The following is a 17,826-nucleotide window of genomic DNA, read 5'->3' as shown; positions in this document are numbered from 1 at the left end:
CATGAAAATTTCAAAGGCAAGGGTATGGGATTATGGCTTAGTTAACATAAAGTTTCATGGAAGAGCCGACTTCTATTCCCTTGCTTTATTCTTCACATCAATAATTGTTTTCATTTATAGTCCTAATTAATATCCTTCCAATATCCTCTAAATCAAACCTACCTTCATTATCTTCATCTGTAGTTCTAATAATGATTGTTGCGATCCCCCTTTCTAGGAACATGAGATTATCTACAAGGCTACCTTGTAATTTAGTCTGGTAATAATTCTTTACCCCATACTCTTTGATTTCAATTTCCTTTTCTTCACAGTTTTTCTCAAGCTGATGGCCTAGACTCCAGCCAAAATATCTAGTTAAAGGTGCTTGGGCTGTACTATAATTCAAGTAATCATATTTATAAGAGTTTAATTTACTTAAATCTATATAGACAGTACTTTTTTTAACAGGATATATGGGATTTTCTACATAATCCCTAATACCATCGTACTCATCCTTAATTGTCCCATCCCAAAAAGCAAATATAATCGACCTATTTCTATTTATATTGTCCTGGGAAAGTCTTTTCATAAGTTCTAAATCAAACTGAAGCCTTTTTTCTCCAAGTTCTTTATCAGTATAATTATAGCCTAAACCTACTATAATAGCTTCCTCCCCTACCCTTTGATCTTCTCCACGGAGTATTCCTAGGACATTTCTTCCTACGGAATTCAACTTATTACTTTTGACAGAAATATTTAAGTTTACATCCTTATTATCGATCAGAACCTTCCCCATATCCTTTGTTATTACAGCTACTATCCCACCATAAATATCATGTCCCAAGGACGTTGGCAGTTCTTGTTTTTCCTTGGCAATACACAGGACTCCCTTAGCACTGGATTTTTCAAGTATATTGTTAGCAAAATATTTTACTGCATCCTCGGTGTAAAATCTTGTATTGATAAGTACAAATTTATCTGAAAACCTATTATAATCCTTTATGTTAAACATGTCATCCCTAGTTGCGTCATAAATCTTCCCTGCCCTATCAATATCACCAAATCCAATAAGTGAATAATCCTTGCCTAATATTAATTTTCTTTTTTCATTACCCACTTTCATCTCAAAACTCTCCCATGTGGGAACATAAATATCCACAGTCTTGTATTCCTTTATAAATCCTTCATCATACAAAGGCTCTAGTCCTATTTCTTTCATCTTCATAGCAATATCCAAGGCTACTTTTTCAGCCTCATCGGATCCAATTACCACTTGATTTTCGAGGCTTGAAGTAAAGTTATATGTGGAGTTATTAAGACAGAATTCATATTTATTAGCCTTAGCATAAAATATGCCTGTAGCTGCAATTAAAATTACCAGAAAAACTGTTATGACTTTATAGTTTATACTCCTTTTTCCTCCATCACTTTGGAATGGGGATTTAAGCACTTTAAAATCAAAGGATAATATTCTTCTTAAAGTAGGAATGAATTTTGAATCTTTTTTTTGTAAATACCCCCTCAAGCCTTCACCAAATAGATTAAATCCTAATACACTTATAAAAAATGCACATGCAGGTGAAAAAACATTCCACGGTGCGCTTCTTATTTGGTTTCTAGCTGTACCAAGCATACTTGCCCATTCGGGTTCAAAGCTGATGTTTTTCGCTAATATTTTTCCACCCTCTGTATCCTCAATAATCCTAAGATTTCCAACAAAAACACCAAATATTCCAAGCTGCATGATTAGAGTAAGAGCCCTTGCTATTTCCATAAAGAAAATCACAACTATTTCAGCAGCTAGATGGGGAATAACATTTTCTATTGCTATTTTAAATCTACTCTTCCCTATGGCTATCTCATCTTTGATAAAGGGTTTAGCCAAAATCTCCTGAACCCTTTCCATAATAATCAATCCTAACTTAGCCCAGCCTACAAAGGAAAGGACAATAACAAAGGCAACAATAGACTGGTGCTTATCTAGATTCACAAAAAAATCTAGTTTTAGTACTATTAAGCTTATTAAGAGAGCCGGTATGGCACTGAAAATAACATTAAATTGATTAATTACTGCCTTTGATATTAAACTACCAAAGCCAGCTGTCATACCTATAGGCAAAGCAATTAAGAATCTGCCTATAACAACAAGTAAGCCTAATGAAATAGTTAGCTTTGTCCCGTAAATAATGAGGCTTAATGTATCTCTGCCTAATTCATCGGTGCCAAGTATGGCATCCCTAGAAGGTGGAAAGGGTGCGGCCTGAAGTTTAAACTTACCCACTTCTTCAGTCCATGTTTTAATCTGCTGTATACCATAGGGATTGACCTTGGTGAAAAAACTAGGAAACACCATCACCACAATAACAAGGAATATTATTATTCCTCCTAAAATTAATGGTAAATTAAACTTCTTCATTGGGCACCCTCCCTCTTCATAGGATTAATTAATTTTGAAACTGCCTTAGATACAGTAATAAATAGTATGTATATTAACCCCAGGGCCAGGGAGAAACCTATAAAGCTAGTTACATCATGACCCTCATAGAATCTATAAAGATTAAAAAGAATCCCTTTATAATTCAATAGATACTCCACTACAATTAAGTTTGAAATTATTATTGTAATCAATGTTGGGATGGAGTCAATAACCTTGAGTATTACGGAAATCAATATGTGTTTAGTAAATACTTGAAATTTCGTTAAGCCCTTACTTCTAGCTGCCACCACATATCCTTTTTGTACTTCCTCTTGTACAACAATAAATGTGATTCTAGATATATAGACCATTGGAATTATAGATAAAGTTAGTAGTGGTATAATAAATCCCCTAAGAACCTTTAAATCAAATAACTGCCTCATGGTATCACTCTTGGAAATGAAAGTAATCAACAGCATCCCACATAGAACTATTAAGACGTCTGGCAGTGAGAAGGTTATCAAGGTTCCTAACGTTCTTAAAGCTCCTTTTCTTCCACCTCTATAGCTATCAAACATCCCCTTTAGTACTCCCAATACTAAGGAAATAGCAATTGTTGTGAGTATTAGCTTCATACTTCTACCTACAGATGCATACATGATTTTAATTATTTCAACATGATTTTCTGTTGTACCTAGTCCATTAAAAATCAAATTTCTAATATATAAAACACTTTTTTTCAAGCTTAAATACATTGATAGATTAGTGTATACCTGACCATTATGAAATTCTAGGTTAAAGCTCGGAGGCAAGTTTGCTATAAAAATTAAAGAAAATAATATTATGAAGGCTGGGGTTACAAAATAATAGAATTTCAACAAAGCATTAAATCCCGATGAATAATATATATCTTCTATAGTTGCACTGAATATACTGATACCTAAATTTCCTTTATTAAATGATAGGATTATATAAATTAATACAGCTCCCAATAAAAATACAATTATTAATGCTAACTCAATACCATTAAAGAAGTCTGGAAGAGTGTCTTTAAAGACCTCTCTCTTGATATAGCTTGTTAAGACTATTCCAATTTTCTCTAATTTCTCTTTACTAACATTGTCTATAGTATCCTTATATGTATTCATATTTGAATAACCGTCTGTCACATTAATTGCAGGAACCTTTGCCTCTATAAAGGGCATATGGTCGCTCCAGCTCCCTACCTTTGCTTCAATCCCTTGTATTTCTAGTTTTTCTGTATCCTTTAGATCCTCTGAATACTGAAAAAACTTATTTCTTAATATCTTTCCAACCTTCTCTTCACTTTCAAAAATAATTTTTTCTTCGTTTTTATTGCCAATACACCCTAAATTGATAACTTGAGTTTTTCCCAAGGAATACAAAGGATTTTCCACATAATATTGGGACCCGGCGGCAACATTTTCCCTTGCATTCCATCCAGCAAAGATAATCGTTTTTTCCGGTAAATTCCTTTGAGATTTTATGATCCTTGCCAGTTCGAGCATCATTCCTGTTCCCGAAGCATTATTCAATGCACCAGGGAAATACTGACCATCTATTCCACTCCCTACATGATCAATATTAGCACCTATTATTAAATATTCATCCCTTCTTTTTCCTTCAATCTTTCCAAAAATATTTACGGATTTAACAACTGGGTAATCAATATCACACTTTAGGTCTACCCCCTTTAACAAGCCTACACTCCGGGGTATTTTTCTCTTTATTTCAATATCCTTTAGGACTTGTTTATCTATCGCTTCATGACTGGAATGATGCTTTATCTTGTAATATGCATCGCCGCCTAGATATCCAAAAAATATACTTTTCCCTGTTTTTATGGTGTTTTCAACCTTTTTCTGAAGCTGAAGCTCTCTATCCAGTTTGTCATAGGGAGATGTCCTTCTAAATAATATACCCCTACTCCCATTTTCAAGTACATATTCTACATCCTTTATCCTAATATCAAAGGTTCCCATAACAACTATTTTATCCTTAAGCAATTGCTTTGGAACATCATACAAATGCTTATCAACAAATAAAATGTCTCCTTTGAATCTTCCCCCTCCACCATACCAATAGGTGAAGAATTTATAATCCTTAAACAGTTTAAATTCTTCAAGAATTTCTCCATCCACATTTTCAATGGTAAAGTGCGGATTTGAGTCAATTTGAGTTATCATGGTATCAAAATCTTGATAATAAGTACCATTCTGACCGCCCGGCTCAATTCCCAGGTTTTTAAAGTGATTTTCTACATATTGAAGAGTTAATTCATTCCCGCGGCTCCCAACTAATCTGCCATTATACTTAGACGATGATAATTCTCTTATGTGATCATGGATATTATCAACACTAAAAATAGTTTCATCAAATGATCTCCCATATGCAACGATAAAGTATGTTGTTATTAATACTAAAACTAGAATAGGAACTAAGAAATTAAATAGCTTTATTTTTTTTCTCTTCTTTAAACCATACATTTTCTAGCTTCCTCCCGTCCAACGCTTTTAAGTAAAATCTTTCCCATTAATAAATACTTCTATATTGTTCTATGGATTCCTTTTATTACAAACAGTAAAACAAGAACACTTTAATACAGGATTAGTTTCCACAAAATAATATCAACATACAGCCTTAGCTATTAATCCCGGGTAAACATATCCTAATATTTTTATAGTCATAGAATGCGTTGAAGGAGCTAGGTTCGAATTTCAACCTAACTCCTTCTTCCAAATGTAATATATTATGTTGTTTTGATTCTTGTAGTACTTATTTTACCATTTACCTTACTTAGATTTTTAATCTTTAAAGTCGGATTACTTACACCGTATTTATCCATAATATCTTCAAGTATTTTAAATTCTTTTCTTTTAATTACCACTTCAACCTTGTACCTTCTATCCCCATTATTACCTCGTGCCAGAAAATTATTTACTGTATATCCTTCATCTCTCAGGTTCTCTGCTATCTTGATCATTTTATTTTTATTATCTAAAAATATATCTACTTCCAAAATACCAAGGGCTAATCGTTCTTCAAGCTTACTACCTATAAATACTCCCATCGTCCTCCCCAGAGCATATGCCATTGTAAAATGAAGTCCCTTTGAGCTAGTTACTTTAGTAACCACTGTTGCAAAAATCATAGCATCAATAAATACTACAAGATAAACCGGGTTCATAATTTTTTTTGATATCAATATAGTTTTTAGAGTTGCTAAGATATTGGTAAATGACGTTATTAGAAATAAACCTATCAGTGGAAATATAACACTTCTTGTCATTATAACACCTCCCTCATAATTTATTTATTGTTATTTTTTATTAGCCTATTATTTATATTAAAGCTATCTGCCATCAATCGTTTCTATAGTAGCTCTTAGCTCTTTACATTATAGATTTATCTGAGTTTAGGAATACTCAGCGTACTTTTCTTTTCACAAATTTTAAGCATAAAAAAACTAACATAGTAGAAGTATGTTAGTAAATAATCAGTTATTTAAAGATTTTTCATAATTTAAAACTTAAAGGCTTCACATAAAATATGTATATTTTTATTATGGGATAATAACATTCCATATCGTATTAAAGATTAATAAGAGTAATTATGTAATTGTTCATTTAAATAATCCATATTGAAAATTTAAGAATGGAATAAAACCGCTTTCATTAAATCATTCAAATATTTTGAGAATCCCCAATTAAAAACAAGAAAGGCATCTTAATTCTTGAAATCATTAGAATAGGATGAAAAGCATCTTGATGATACTTTTTTAAAGCAATGATAAGATTACTGTAAAAAATATCCTGTTGTTATCTATCCAATTTCCCTCAAACAATAAACTAACTTTTATAGTATATCATATATATTTAATATTTGCAATTTATTTTTACCCATACATTATATATATCACAGCAACTCTAGATATTTCCTCTAAATGCCTATATCTTTCTTTTTTACTTTACTATCCCATACCGAAAAATACACTATACAGATAAAAGGCGGCTCGATGGTTTCATATTCTAAATATAGAAAGTAATTATGCAATTTGCTCTATAATTATAAATTCTACATACAATTAGAAATACTATTAGTAAAGCTGCTATAATTTTTTATCCTATTACATCCTCCTAATCACCCCTACTTACATTCTTATTGAATATTATTTAGCCAGGCGAATGATTTTTCTTAATCTTTTCAACATATAACATTAACACTATCCTCGCTGTTAAAAGCTTTGAGAAATTGATCCACTCTGTTATGATACCAATTGGTATTATATATACCGTATATATATACCTTTTCTCTATATGCGTTTCTATATAAAAATGAGATCAAATCAATGGTTTTATCATCCAAATAATGTAAATTCCATATCTTTATAATTACTTTTTTATCTCCTAAAAGTCTAAATAAGTCTACTATTTTTCTAAACATATGGTATTCTTGTAGCTTATAGGAATGTTTTATGTCACTTATTATTTCAACTATTTTTTTATATTCATTAATACTATATTTATTCAACAGAGCTTCTATACCGTCCAATATTTCAAAGATTCCCTCATAGTCTATTCTGAGTCCTGGAGTAGTTGCAATATCAATTATATAATCTTTATCATTATAGATATTTGAGAGAATTTGTGAATAAGACTTTAATTTCTCAGGTATATTGGATTTAAATATCTTGATTTGAGTTTTAGAAAGATTAGTAGTATAATCTTGGAATTGTATCCCTTTATTTTCTGTATTTTTATAGGACTTTTCCATTAATATTTCATTATATAAGTTCTGAAGCTCTATTGCTGGACTTATATTTAACTCGTCTCTTAGAACTTGTTTTATCTTCTTATATGTATTTACTGCTGCAACTCGATTGCCTATTTGTTTTTGATATTTCATCAAAGTAAAATATACTTTTTCGTTTAATGGATCAATTTTTATTAGCTTGTTTAGTTCATTAGTAGCCTTCTTAAGTTCATTGTCACCTGCATATATTGATGCTAGCTTAATTTCAATATCAAAATATTTTCTCTGAAAATTTTCTCGCTCATTAAATATCCAATCATTAAAATATGTAGCTCCGTAAATATAGAAATTTTCCATGAAATTACCTCTATATAAGCTAGCAACTTTTATTAGATTTTCTTTATTGCACTCACTACTAAGATAGTTAAACTCCATAGCATCGATATTAAAGTATTCCTTTTCTAAAGTCAACTTGTTTCTTCCATTTCCTCTTAAAACATTGTATGATAGGTACTCATTTAAGACCCTTCTAATTTTCCACACTGTATATCTTAAGTTTCCATACGCAGATTCTTTAGTGTGACTATTCCAAAGCATAGCCGCAAGTTTCTCCCGATAAAATGTATCTTTATTACTAATCAGCATATACGCCAATAGTCCAAGTCCTTTTTTTGACAATTTTGAGGTTATATCATTATTTTTAGCATATACTTTAATATCCCCGAGGATCTTCATCTCAATCATAGATCGATCCCCCCAGCAGCTGTATATATGGATTTTCCTCCTTTAATTGTATTGAGAATATTGATATACTTTATCTTGTCCTTATCAGTTTTTAACGGGTCCTTATCTAGCATTATTAAGTCTGCAAGCTTGCCTTCTCCAATTGTCCCCTTTGTATTCTCATCAAATAACGAATAAGCACCGTTTTTAGTATACATCTTTAATGCATCAAATACAGATACTCTAGAATATATATTAGGGTGGTTTACTGCAGAATGCACCCCTAGCAGTGGATCTACTGGCATAACATCACTATCTGAGCATCCAATAACCACTATATCATTATCTAATATTTCTTTAAAAGGATTTGTCTTCAAAGATCTTTCCATACCTAATCTAGTATCATACATATCTCCTTTCCCCCTAAAAAAATACTCATATGTTGGATGCATTGCTAAAATCAACCCAAGCTCTCTTACCCTCTTAATCTGATTAGTAGTTGGAAGCTCAAAATGCTCAATTCTATGACGATAATCAAAAACATTTGAGTCTCGAAGAATTTGTTCATAGCAATCTAAAAGCATATCTATAGCTCTCTCTCCCACAGCATGTACAGATATCTGAAGTCCTAGACTATGGGCTTGTCCCATGAATTCCTTTAATTCCTCTTGTGTAAAGAAAAGGTGTCCATAGTTGTTGAGATCATCGGAGTAAGGTTGGTAAATGGCTGCATTTTGAGATCTAAAAGATCCATCTAAAAAAATGTCTCCACCTATCCTTGTAAGATCATATTGTATAGCCTTTTTTATATCAGTGGTGGAATAAAATATCTCTACATCAAAAGGAAATCTTCTTAAATTATCTTTAATCAAACGTATATGCTTTTCATGAAATAATGAACCGCTCTCCATGGTTACTGTAGTAGTTACCCCTTTACTTATTATTTTTTGTACAGCAGAGTCTATTCCCCTTAAATGATCTTCGTCACTCATCATTGCAAACATTTTTCTTCTTGCTATAAAGCTTCCTCTATTTCTTATCTTCCCAGTAAAATTGTTACAGATATCCTTCTCAAAGGAATTGCTTGTAAATGGGATGTTGAATAAATGCATTGCATAGGAATTCAATACTACGGTATGAAATTCAATACTACTAATGATTACAGCAACATCTGCTGCAACTTTGTCTATATCTTGTCTTGTAGGAAAGCTTCTCTCCTTCAAAGTGAATTCTGAAAGTCTATTCCCATAAAGCAAACTACCTTTTGAAAGTCCCTTAGCTTTATCACTTATCATCTGTAATACTTCTTCAATACATGTAGCCCTTTCAAAATTGAGAGAAATCTCATTTATTATGGTTGACATAAGGTGTAGATGTGAATCTATAAATCCAGGTAAAATCGTTTTTTTGTTGAGGTCAATTATCCTATCCTCATCCCAAGCTTTATTTAATATCTCTTCATCACTACCAAGGTCTACAATTTTCTCATCTTCAATGATTAAAGCACTGCAATAATCCTTCTCCTTAGTCATCTTTATAATGTTACCATTAAAAAGTACGCTTCTCTTTTTTATAGCCTCCACCTCCAAGATGTTAATACCATTGGATAATTACTATTTCTATAGAAAATTCTATTCCCCTTTGAATTATTACAATAAAATTACCTTTTTTTGTATATTTAACGTTGTACTAACGCTAAATAAATTACGTAATAAACATTAGAGTATTAGAATTATATATAAGACACTATATAAACAAAGGGGGTACAACTTTTGATTAATAGTAAGTTAAAAGAGGAAATAATGGAATTATTACTGAAAACCGTTGAATTTCAAAGCCATACGGGAACTAAAAGGGAAAGAGAAATTGAAAATTATCTACTAGACTATATATCTAATATTGAATATTTTAAAAATCGGAGCACACAATATGGTTTAAGAAAATTGGACAATGATCCATTACAAAGAGGCTTTATATGGGCTTATTATAAAGGTACAGGATCTAAAACCATAATCTTACTTAACCATCATGATGTAGTAGATAGCTTTGATTACGGTTCACTGTCAGATATTGCTTACTATCCTGAAAAGCTCAAGAAACAATTAATCAAACTAGATTTCAACAAAAATATTATGGATGACTTATCCTCAAAGGATTGGCTTTTTGGCAGGGGAACTGCAGATATGAAAGCTGGTCTAGCTATACAGCTTTCAATCCTAAAACAGATTTGTTCATCGCAAAGGCTTGCTAGTAACATTCTGTTTGTTTCTGTTCCAGATGAAGAAAGTCTGTCGGCAGGAATGAGGAATTGCAGTAAATTTCTAGTCGAGTTAAAAGAAAAGCTTGGTTTTGACTATAAGCTTGTTATAAACTCTGAGCCCCATGAAAGATCTGATAAAAACAGCTATAGAATATATGAAGGATCAGTAGGCAAAACCATGGCCTTTGTATATGTCAGAGGCAAGAAAACTCATATAGGTGACATTTTTAATGGAATAAACCCAAGTCTAATTCTTTCCAACATATTGCTAAAAACCGAAGTGAATAGTAAGTTTAGTGATAAATCCTGTGGACAGATCTCCCCACCACCTTCATGGAGCTTTGCCAGAGACTTTAAGAAAAGATATGACGCATCAGTTCCTCTTTCTGCTGGAGGTTATTTAAGCTTTCTTACATTAAATAAAACACCTAAGGAAATATTACTGAAGTTGAAAGAAATATGTCATGATAGTTTACTTGAGTCTATCAGTCAAATTAAATCAAATTATACCGAGCTTTATAATAAAGAATTTATAGGTTACAGACCCAAAGTCAAACTCTATAGTGAATTATATGATGAAGCAATAAACAATAATAAAGAAAAGACAATTGATGATTTGAATAGAGTTTTCTCTATTGTATCAAAAAGAATAAATGATAGTACTTTAACAATTCCTGAGAGTAACTTTTATATAGTTGAAGCTCTTCTGGAAAACATAGAGGATAACAACCCTACAGTAATAATAGGTTTATCACCACCATATTATCCTCATATATCAAATAATATCAGAGGCTTTAAATTAGATTTGAACCACCTTCAAAGCATATGCTCAAATTATTTCTCTAATAATCTACAAATAAGTGAGTACTTTATGGGTATTTCGGACTTAAGCTATTTGGGACTACAGGATAGTGATAAAGTTATTCCTTATATTCAACAAAATATGCCATTACTTTTAAATAACTATTACACTATTCCTTTAGAGGAAATGAAGCAGTTGAACTTACCCGTTGTTAATATTGGTCCTTGGGGGCAGGACTATCATAAACTCACAGAAAGGGTTTATTTACCCGATGCGATTGGTCAAACACCTATGTTAATACTAGAAACAATAAAAATGATTTAGGGGGAATTTGATGAAGGATGTTATCATTAATGCTGTTAATTATCTCACTGGACTTTTATGGGGCCCATTTATGCTCATATTGCTGGTTGGCGGTGGTGTATTTTTAACCATCAGATTAAAGTTTATACAAATCACTCATTTTAAGTATATGTGGAATCAAACCTTTGGTTCTTTGTTTAAGAGAAAATTAGAAAACAATGATGATTGTGATGGCAGCTTAACTCCATTTCAAGCTGTTACAACAGCTTTAGCATCTACAATTGGTGCTTCAAATATAGTTGGAGTACCTGTAGCTATTTTCTTTGGAGGCCCTGGAGCAGTTTTCTGGATGTGGATTACAGCAATTCTTGGAATGATTACTAAGTACGCTGAAGTTGTTCTAGGTGTAATATATAGAGAAAAAAATGCAAATGGAGAATTTGTTGGAGGCCCAATGTACTATTTGAAAAATGGCCTCAAATCTAAGTTTCTAGGTAATCTATATGCATTCCTATTTATGCTAACTATAGTTTCAGGAATAATGGTTCAAGCTAATTCAGCAGCAGGTTCAGTATCCACTCTAGGTATAAATGTGTATTTTTCAGGTGGCCTAATAACTCTCTTAGTAGGATTAATCGTTGTAGGTGGAGTTAAAAGAGTTGGTAAGGTTTCTGAAAAATTTGTGCCATTTATGGCTTCTTTATATGTATTAGGATGCCTAATTATAATCATAGCTAATATCAATCAGATACCTGCTGTATTTGCTTTAATATTTAAGACCGCTTTCACTGGACACGCAGCGATAGGTGGATTTGCAGGAAGCACACTTTCTATATGCCTAAGGTGGGGAGTTGCTAGAGGAGCATATTCAAATGAAGCAGGTATGGGTAGCGCTCCAATAGCCCATGCAGCAGCAAAAACTGACCACCCAGTTAGACAAGGAATGTGGGGTATGTTTAGTGTATTCTTTGATACCTTGCTAATATGTACAATGACAGCAATGGTTATATTGACAACTGGTATATGGCAAAATAATGATATAGTTGCATCAGGAATGACAGCAGAAGCATTTACTAGTTTCTATGGTGAAATTGGTGGAGGAGTAGTTAGTTTTTCCGTACTTTTATTTGTTATATCAACTATTTATGTAATACTTTTCTACGGTGAGAGATTGGCAGAATATCTGTTTGGTAAAGGCTTTTCACTATTTATGAGATATGTATATCTTGTAGCGTGCTTCATAGGTGCAATTGGCGGACTTAAATTTGTATGGGTTTTCTTAGATTTACTATTTGGATTAGCAGTTATACCAAATATGATAGGTGTGTTACTTCTGTCAGGAGTCGTAGCAGCTAAAACCAATGAATTTTTTACTTCGGAAAATTATTATCTTAAGGATATTAAACAAAAAGCTTATAAATAGTTATATTTATTATTTGTTTTGCCCCCAGTTTAAAAGCCAATGATGCTACACAGCATCATTGGCTTTTAATGAAACCTATAATACTTACGAGAAAGACATCATATTCTATACATTATTTCATCATAATCAATTATAGACTTAATAAATTTCACTTCTTTCTTATTTAAATTAAGGAGTTGTATTTCCTTTCCACAAAAGAGGAACCATCATATTAAATTCTGAAATTAATCTATGACTACGCTTGGCATGTACCATCAGAGCTTTTTCATTATTTATTTCTAAATCCATGTACCTTGGTAATGCCCTAATCCTATCTAATCTTTCCTGTCCAATCCTATCTTTTATCCACTATAATAGTGTCAAATACCTCACAAGGATTTGATCCGTTTTGGATAAAATTCCCCAAATTCAGAACATACTCTATTTCTTTATCCTTCTCCATATACTTTATAAATGCTTCCAATGCATATTTATTTGCCTTTATATCAGATATTATTGCTATCTTTTCTGCATCCACTTCTATTCCTCCATTATTAAAGCTAACGCTAAAGCTCAAGCCTATGGCCATTGATCCTTAGCCATTCTCTTTTCTCCAAATAGTCGGGCATATATTCCTCAACTAAATTCCAAAACTCCCTTGAATGGTTCATATGTCTTAGGTGACAAAATTCATGTAATACTACATAATCTATTACCCTTATTGGTGCCATAGCTAGCTTAAAATTAAAGTTAAGATTTCCCTTACTGCTACAGCTTCCCCATCTCTTTTTTTGTTTTTTTATTCTGATCATATTGGGCTTTAAACCTAACAAGCCCTCGTACTTTAATGAAAGACTAAAAATAATTTCTTTAGCCTTTATTCTATAAAAGGCTTCTAATACTTGTTTTATCAATTCAGATTTAGCCGATGGAGAATTTACTATAAGCTTATGTGATTCCAATGCTACACTGGATTTTTTATGATTATTTTCTGTAATGGATAATATATATTCATCCCCATATAAAAGGAGCTTTTCTCCCTCTACATATTTCCTATCCATAACCTGTATATTATGCTGTTCAAAGAAATCAAGCTTCTTCTTAATCCAGTTTCTCTTCCCCTCCACAAATGCTTTTATCTCCATGTTTGAAAAACCATAGGGAGCTTTTATACTAACATTATCCGGTGGTAATAGCTTAATCTGTATAGTTTTTCTTCTGCTATACTCTATTTTACATATTAATTGACGATCATATATATTTACATTCATCCATATGCACCTCATGGTCTACTATAATATGCTATTTATCATTTCTATAGCTTCTAATAAATAATTATACTACTTTTTTTCTTTCACTCCTATATTTTCAATAAATTTATATTTTGAAAATACCTTCATCCCATGTAAACTTAAGTGCATAATATTATATATATACATATATATATAGTAAAAAGGAAAGGAAGTGTATTAATGAAAAAAATAACTGCTACAGTTCTTATTATCCTATTAGTTTTTGGAAACTTGTCATTTGCCCTAGCTAATAATGGTTGTCCTTGTGGCGATAAAAATGTAGATACAGTCCCACATATCCCAGAATGCAGATATTACAATCCGAATTGGCAACCTCCACAGAAAGTAGTAAATCAACTAACATCCAATAACTATTCTTTCAGTTATAGACTTAAGTATTTCCCTCAAAATAAGATTGCTTGGATCGTAACATTCCATTTTACCAATGGTAGCTTAGTTACGTTTGAGGCCGCCCAAACTATAGAAGCACAATGGAAATGGGTTAAAATATCGGGGGGCAGCGGTGGTGGTAGCCACAATGATCCACCGGATGTAGGTTATCAAAAATAAAATGCAATACTATATATAAGAATTGGACTTTAATCATTTTAGAATTATATCACCATAATTTTTAAATAGAATAGAAAAAGCTTGTAATGATCCATGGGTTATTACAAGCTTTTTACTATGAAATTCAAATATAGAGAGTTCCAAGTAAATCTTAATTTATAAATTGAAACAGGATTGTGGGGATATGCTAATATAGGTCTCAAACTACCAACTCCAGATGATCGAAGAGAATATGCATACAATATTCAAGCTATGGTAGATCTAAGACCACCCTTTGATGAAGGTCACATGAACAATTTCCATCAAGATGCTAGGAGCATTAAAACCATACAATATCTGTTATTGAACAGGAGCCAAAATATACCCATTAGTATAGGCCTTATATAGTATTTCTTTTTGTGGAAATTTCACATAAACAGATTCATTTCCAAATATATATAGTATAATTAAATATGATGCAATAATTCATTAAATATTACAGGTCTGTTATCAAGGGGAGTCTACTTTATGAGGGTGAATTCTAAGAATATATATATATCCAATAAAAAACGTTTCTATAGGAGTATATTTATACTCACGGTATTAATTATCACTATAACTGTTTTTATTTTTATAAAATGTTCATCGGATCATATTTTTACTATTTGTATAGACCCTGGACATGGTGGATACGATACCGGTGCAGTCAATGAAACCTATAATGTTTACGAAAAAGACATAGTATTAGATGTTTCATTAAGATTAGGCGAGCTTCTAAAGAAAAAAGATGTAAAGGTTATATATACTCGCAAAAAGGATAAAGTCCCTTGGAAAAATCAAAGGGAATCATTAGAAGGCAGATGTAAAATATCTAATAAATATAATGCTGATATTTTCATATCCATACATGCTAACAATTTTCCAAAATCCAAGGACGTCAAGGGTACCGAGGTATGGTGCAGGTTTAAAGATACCGAAGCAGAAGTCCTTGCTAATGGAATCAGCAACGGTCTTTCAGATATAGGTTATACGAGGAATAGGGGCTTAAGGTATGAAACGGATAAGGGGCTTTATGTCTTAAGAAATACTAACTCAACTTCAATACTGGTTGAATTGGGCTATTTGAGTAACCCAGAGGATTTAATGTTTCTAATGTCAGAAGATGGTAAAAATCAGTGTGCCGAGGCTATGACTAAGGCTGTTATGAATTATTATTCTACAAAGAATGATTAATTTTAAAGACCCTATAATATGGAACTAACTAGAAGCATCGGATATTTTGATATGTATAAATTAAATTTAACTTTGGGAAATCTATATTATAGATAGGAAAAACCAATAATCTAAAAAGGGACTGTCCGAAAAGACAGTCCCTTGAGTTCAATCCCGAAATGTTTTAGGATACAATATCTAAAAGAACATAGCTAAATACTAAAAACCTCAACGATTTGCTTATTTAAGCTTTTTTACTACTTCCACATCCCTATTTCTCTCAGTTAACCTATTTGAGAAATGGTTAAATAGATATTTTTGTCCAAAATCAATTTCTCCATTATTTGTTTCATCCTCTTTTTTTTGTCTATCTCTATCATTGGATTTAACTTTCAAGTCAAAATCATTGGTTTCAAGTACTCTAACTCTATGATTTTCAACGGATTTACTACTTACTCTTTCTATTTTCTCTTTATCATCATATTTTATATCACGACTACTTTGTGCTTCACTTATTAACCGCGTAATATTACTGTTCAATTCATCAATTTCATTATGTAACTGTTGAAATTTTTTCCTCTGTGTGATAATTAAATATAGCAAAACCCCAGCAATAATGATGAGTGGAATCAATACAAAGAAAACATCACTCTTCATTCATAATGCCTCCTTAATATATAATCAATAATACATAAATTATATTATATTTTATCTAATCTCTCATTTTTCATTACTTTTATAGCTGAACGTGCATTAAACCAAAGTGCATCCTCAACATGTACTAGTTCAAATCTATTCTTCATGCTTTCTTCAATAAAATCTTTCATTAGGATTGAGCCCCCGCCAAAAGTGTATATCCCATATATTTTATTATTCATATTTACATCTATTCTATTGTCGAATGTATTTAGAGTGTTCTTTACACTTCTACGAAGCTCTACGGTTACAACTTCTTCTATATCCAGTTGAGTTCTTCCAAAGGGATATTTATTATCGAAATCCAATAAAACAACATTTAATTCTTCCACACTAATATCCACTTCTTTGTTATACTCACTTGCAATATATTGTTGTAATACATTTCTTACTCTATACAAGGGTTGTCTTATTCCTTCTCCAACATGATGGCAAAGCTGTGGTACAGCTTTTTCATTTCTTAATGCCCCCATATCAGTAGATATCGAACCAATATCTATCCCAATGATATAGCGATCACCAACATCTTCTGAGAACTCATCATTATAGGTACCATCATTATTATAATACAGCCCTTTCAAAGCTATAGTGCTTTCAGGATATAGAAAAACATCTCCTTTATCCACATTATATTCTACTGTTCTTCCCTTCAATGCACCCCTATTAAATTCAATCCTTACACTTCCTATGAATTCTTCCATCATTTCATCATATATATCTTTTTTTAAAAATTCAGCCATAGGTAAGCAAGTCCCAAACATAATATTTTCTTTTTCTATATGATCTTCTCTAGGATTTCTTTCTAAGATTTTAAGTGCTGTAGCTACATAGGAACAGATATAAGTCTGTTTGTCTTGGGCCTTTTTTATACTTGCATTTCTTCTTCCTGCCTTTGAACTAAAGTATTCAATTGCTAAATTTCCTAAATAATATCGGCCTAAATTCTTTCCATTTTTAAATATGGTTACATCAAGGCAATCATATACGGCTTTTCTTTCTTTCTGAAACCTTTCTTCGATTTCTTCATGATTATTGGCCTCAATATCTGTGACTTCTGTGGCAATATTCAGAAAATGAACTCTTCCAAAATCTTCATCCATAGCCTTTATCGATTCATTTCCATTATCATTAAAATAAATCTCTATATCGTCATAATTTTTCATATATACACGCCCCTTAATTTAAGAATTAAGAATATCAAATTATCTAATATGACTTTCCATTAGATAACATTATACTTCTTTCATCTTGTTTTTCCTGCATATTATTCCAAAATTATGCTAAATACGACAAAAGCCCTATGTTCTTCCCTTGCAACATAGGGCTTTTGTCCTATATTAAAATAAAACTACAATTGTCGACTTATGAAAAACAATTAAATACATTGGATTCAAAGGATAAAAAGAGGGGGACAAACCT

Annotated in this window: 13 protein-coding genes; 4 read left to right on the top strand and 9 right to left on the bottom strand. The window is 31.8% G+C overall.

What is annotated here, in order from left to right:
• Positions 1–97: 97 nt before the first annotated feature.
• The 5 genes from N4A68_01750 to N4A68_01730 all read right to left on the bottom strand — a co-directional run bounded on the left by N4A68_01750 (position 98) and on the right by N4A68_01730 (position 9,423).
• A complete protein-coding gene (locus tag N4A68_01750) occupies positions 98–2,395 on the bottom strand; it encodes an ABC transporter permease subunit (GenBank protein MCT4563044.1) in 2,298 nt (765 codons plus the stop codon).
• Positions 2,392–4,902 (bottom strand): M28 family peptidase, encoded by a 2,511-nt coding sequence (locus N4A68_01745; protein MCT4563043.1) that lies wholly within the window; start codon positions 4,900–4,902, stop codon positions 2,392–2,394. Before N4A68_01745 ends, N4A68_01750 begins: the two co-directional genes overlap by 4 nt.
• A 263-nt stretch (positions 4,903–5,165) precedes the next feature.
• Positions 5,166–5,705, bottom strand: coding sequence for a DUF5698 domain-containing protein (locus tag N4A68_01740; GenBank protein ID MCT4563042.1), 540 nt, complete (start codon positions 5,703–5,705; stop codon positions 5,166–5,168).
• 914 nt (positions 5,706–6,619) lie between these two features.
• Entirely contained in the window at positions 6,620–7,912 is a 1,293-nt protein-coding gene (locus N4A68_01735; GenBank protein ID MCT4563041.1) for a hypothetical protein, read from the bottom strand.
• The gene (locus tag N4A68_01730; protein ID MCT4563040.1) at positions 7,909–9,423 is read right to left on the bottom strand and encodes an amidohydrolase; all 1,515 of its coding nucleotides are present in this window, start codon (positions 9,421–9,423) and stop codon (positions 7,909–7,911) included. The genes N4A68_01735 and N4A68_01730 overlap by 4 nt, the downstream gene beginning before the upstream one ends.
• 240 nt (positions 9,424–9,663) lie before the next feature.
• On the opposite strand from N4A68_01730, the gene N4A68_01725 reads away from it, so the two are divergent.
• Positions 9,664–11,277, top strand: coding sequence for a M20/M25/M40 family metallo-hydrolase (locus N4A68_01725; GenBank protein ID MCT4563039.1), 1,614 nt, complete (start codon positions 9,664–9,666; stop codon positions 11,275–11,277).
• A gap of 10 nt (positions 11,278–11,287) precedes the next feature.
• Positions 11,288–12,679, top strand: coding sequence for a sodium:alanine symporter family protein (locus tag N4A68_01720; GenBank protein ID MCT4563038.1), 1,392 nt, complete (start codon positions 11,288–11,290; stop codon positions 12,677–12,679).
• 334 nt (positions 12,680–13,013) lie between these two features.
• Here N4A68_01720 and N4A68_01715 read toward each other — a convergent pair whose 3' ends face one another.
• Both N4A68_01715 and N4A68_01710 read right to left on the bottom strand, forming a co-directional pair.
• Positions 13,014–13,196: a metallophosphatase family protein gene (locus N4A68_01715; GenBank protein MCT4563037.1), complete on the bottom strand. Its 183-nt coding sequence runs from the start codon at positions 13,194–13,196 to the stop codon at positions 13,014–13,016.
• A 28-nt stretch (positions 13,197–13,224) separates the two neighbouring features.
• Entirely contained in the window at positions 13,225–13,929 is a 705-nt protein-coding gene (locus tag N4A68_01710) for a M48 family metallopeptidase (protein MCT4563036.1), read from the bottom strand.
• 201 nt (positions 13,930–14,130) lie between these two features.
• Between N4A68_01710 and N4A68_01705 the strand changes: the two genes are divergently transcribed.
• Together N4A68_01705 and N4A68_01700 are read left to right on the top strand one after the other, a co-directional pair.
• A complete protein-coding gene (locus tag N4A68_01705; GenBank protein MCT4563035.1) occupies positions 14,131–14,520 on the top strand; it encodes a hypothetical protein in 390 nt (129 codons plus the stop codon).
• Positions 14,521–15,027: 507 nt separating this feature from the next.
• Entirely contained in the window at positions 15,028–15,732 is a 705-nt protein-coding gene (locus N4A68_01700; protein ID MCT4563034.1) for an N-acetylmuramoyl-L-alanine amidase, read from the top strand.
• Between the two features lie 219 nt (positions 15,733–15,951).
• Here the strand turns inward: N4A68_01700 and N4A68_01695 are convergent, their stop codons facing one another.
• Positions 15,952–16,368 carry a hypothetical protein gene (locus tag N4A68_01695; GenBank protein ID MCT4563033.1) on the bottom strand — a complete coding sequence of 139 codons (417 nt, stop codon included), beginning with the start codon at positions 16,366–16,368 and terminating at the stop codon, positions 15,952–15,954.
• Positions 16,369–16,412: 44 nt separating this feature from the next.
• Positions 16,413–17,570 (bottom strand): hypothetical protein, encoded by a 1,158-nt coding sequence (locus N4A68_01690; GenBank protein MCT4563032.1) that lies wholly within the window; start codon positions 17,568–17,570, stop codon positions 16,413–16,415.
• Positions 17,571–17,826: the final 256 nt, after the last annotated feature.

It is taken from the genome of Maledivibacter sp., assembly GCA_025210375.1.
In the GTDB taxonomy this organism is placed as follows: Bacteria; Bacillota; Clostridia; order Peptostreptococcales; family Caminicellaceae; genus JAOASB01.
The sequence above is the reverse complement of the archived record's forward strand: the minus strand, read 5'-3'. Positions and strand labels throughout refer to the sequence as shown.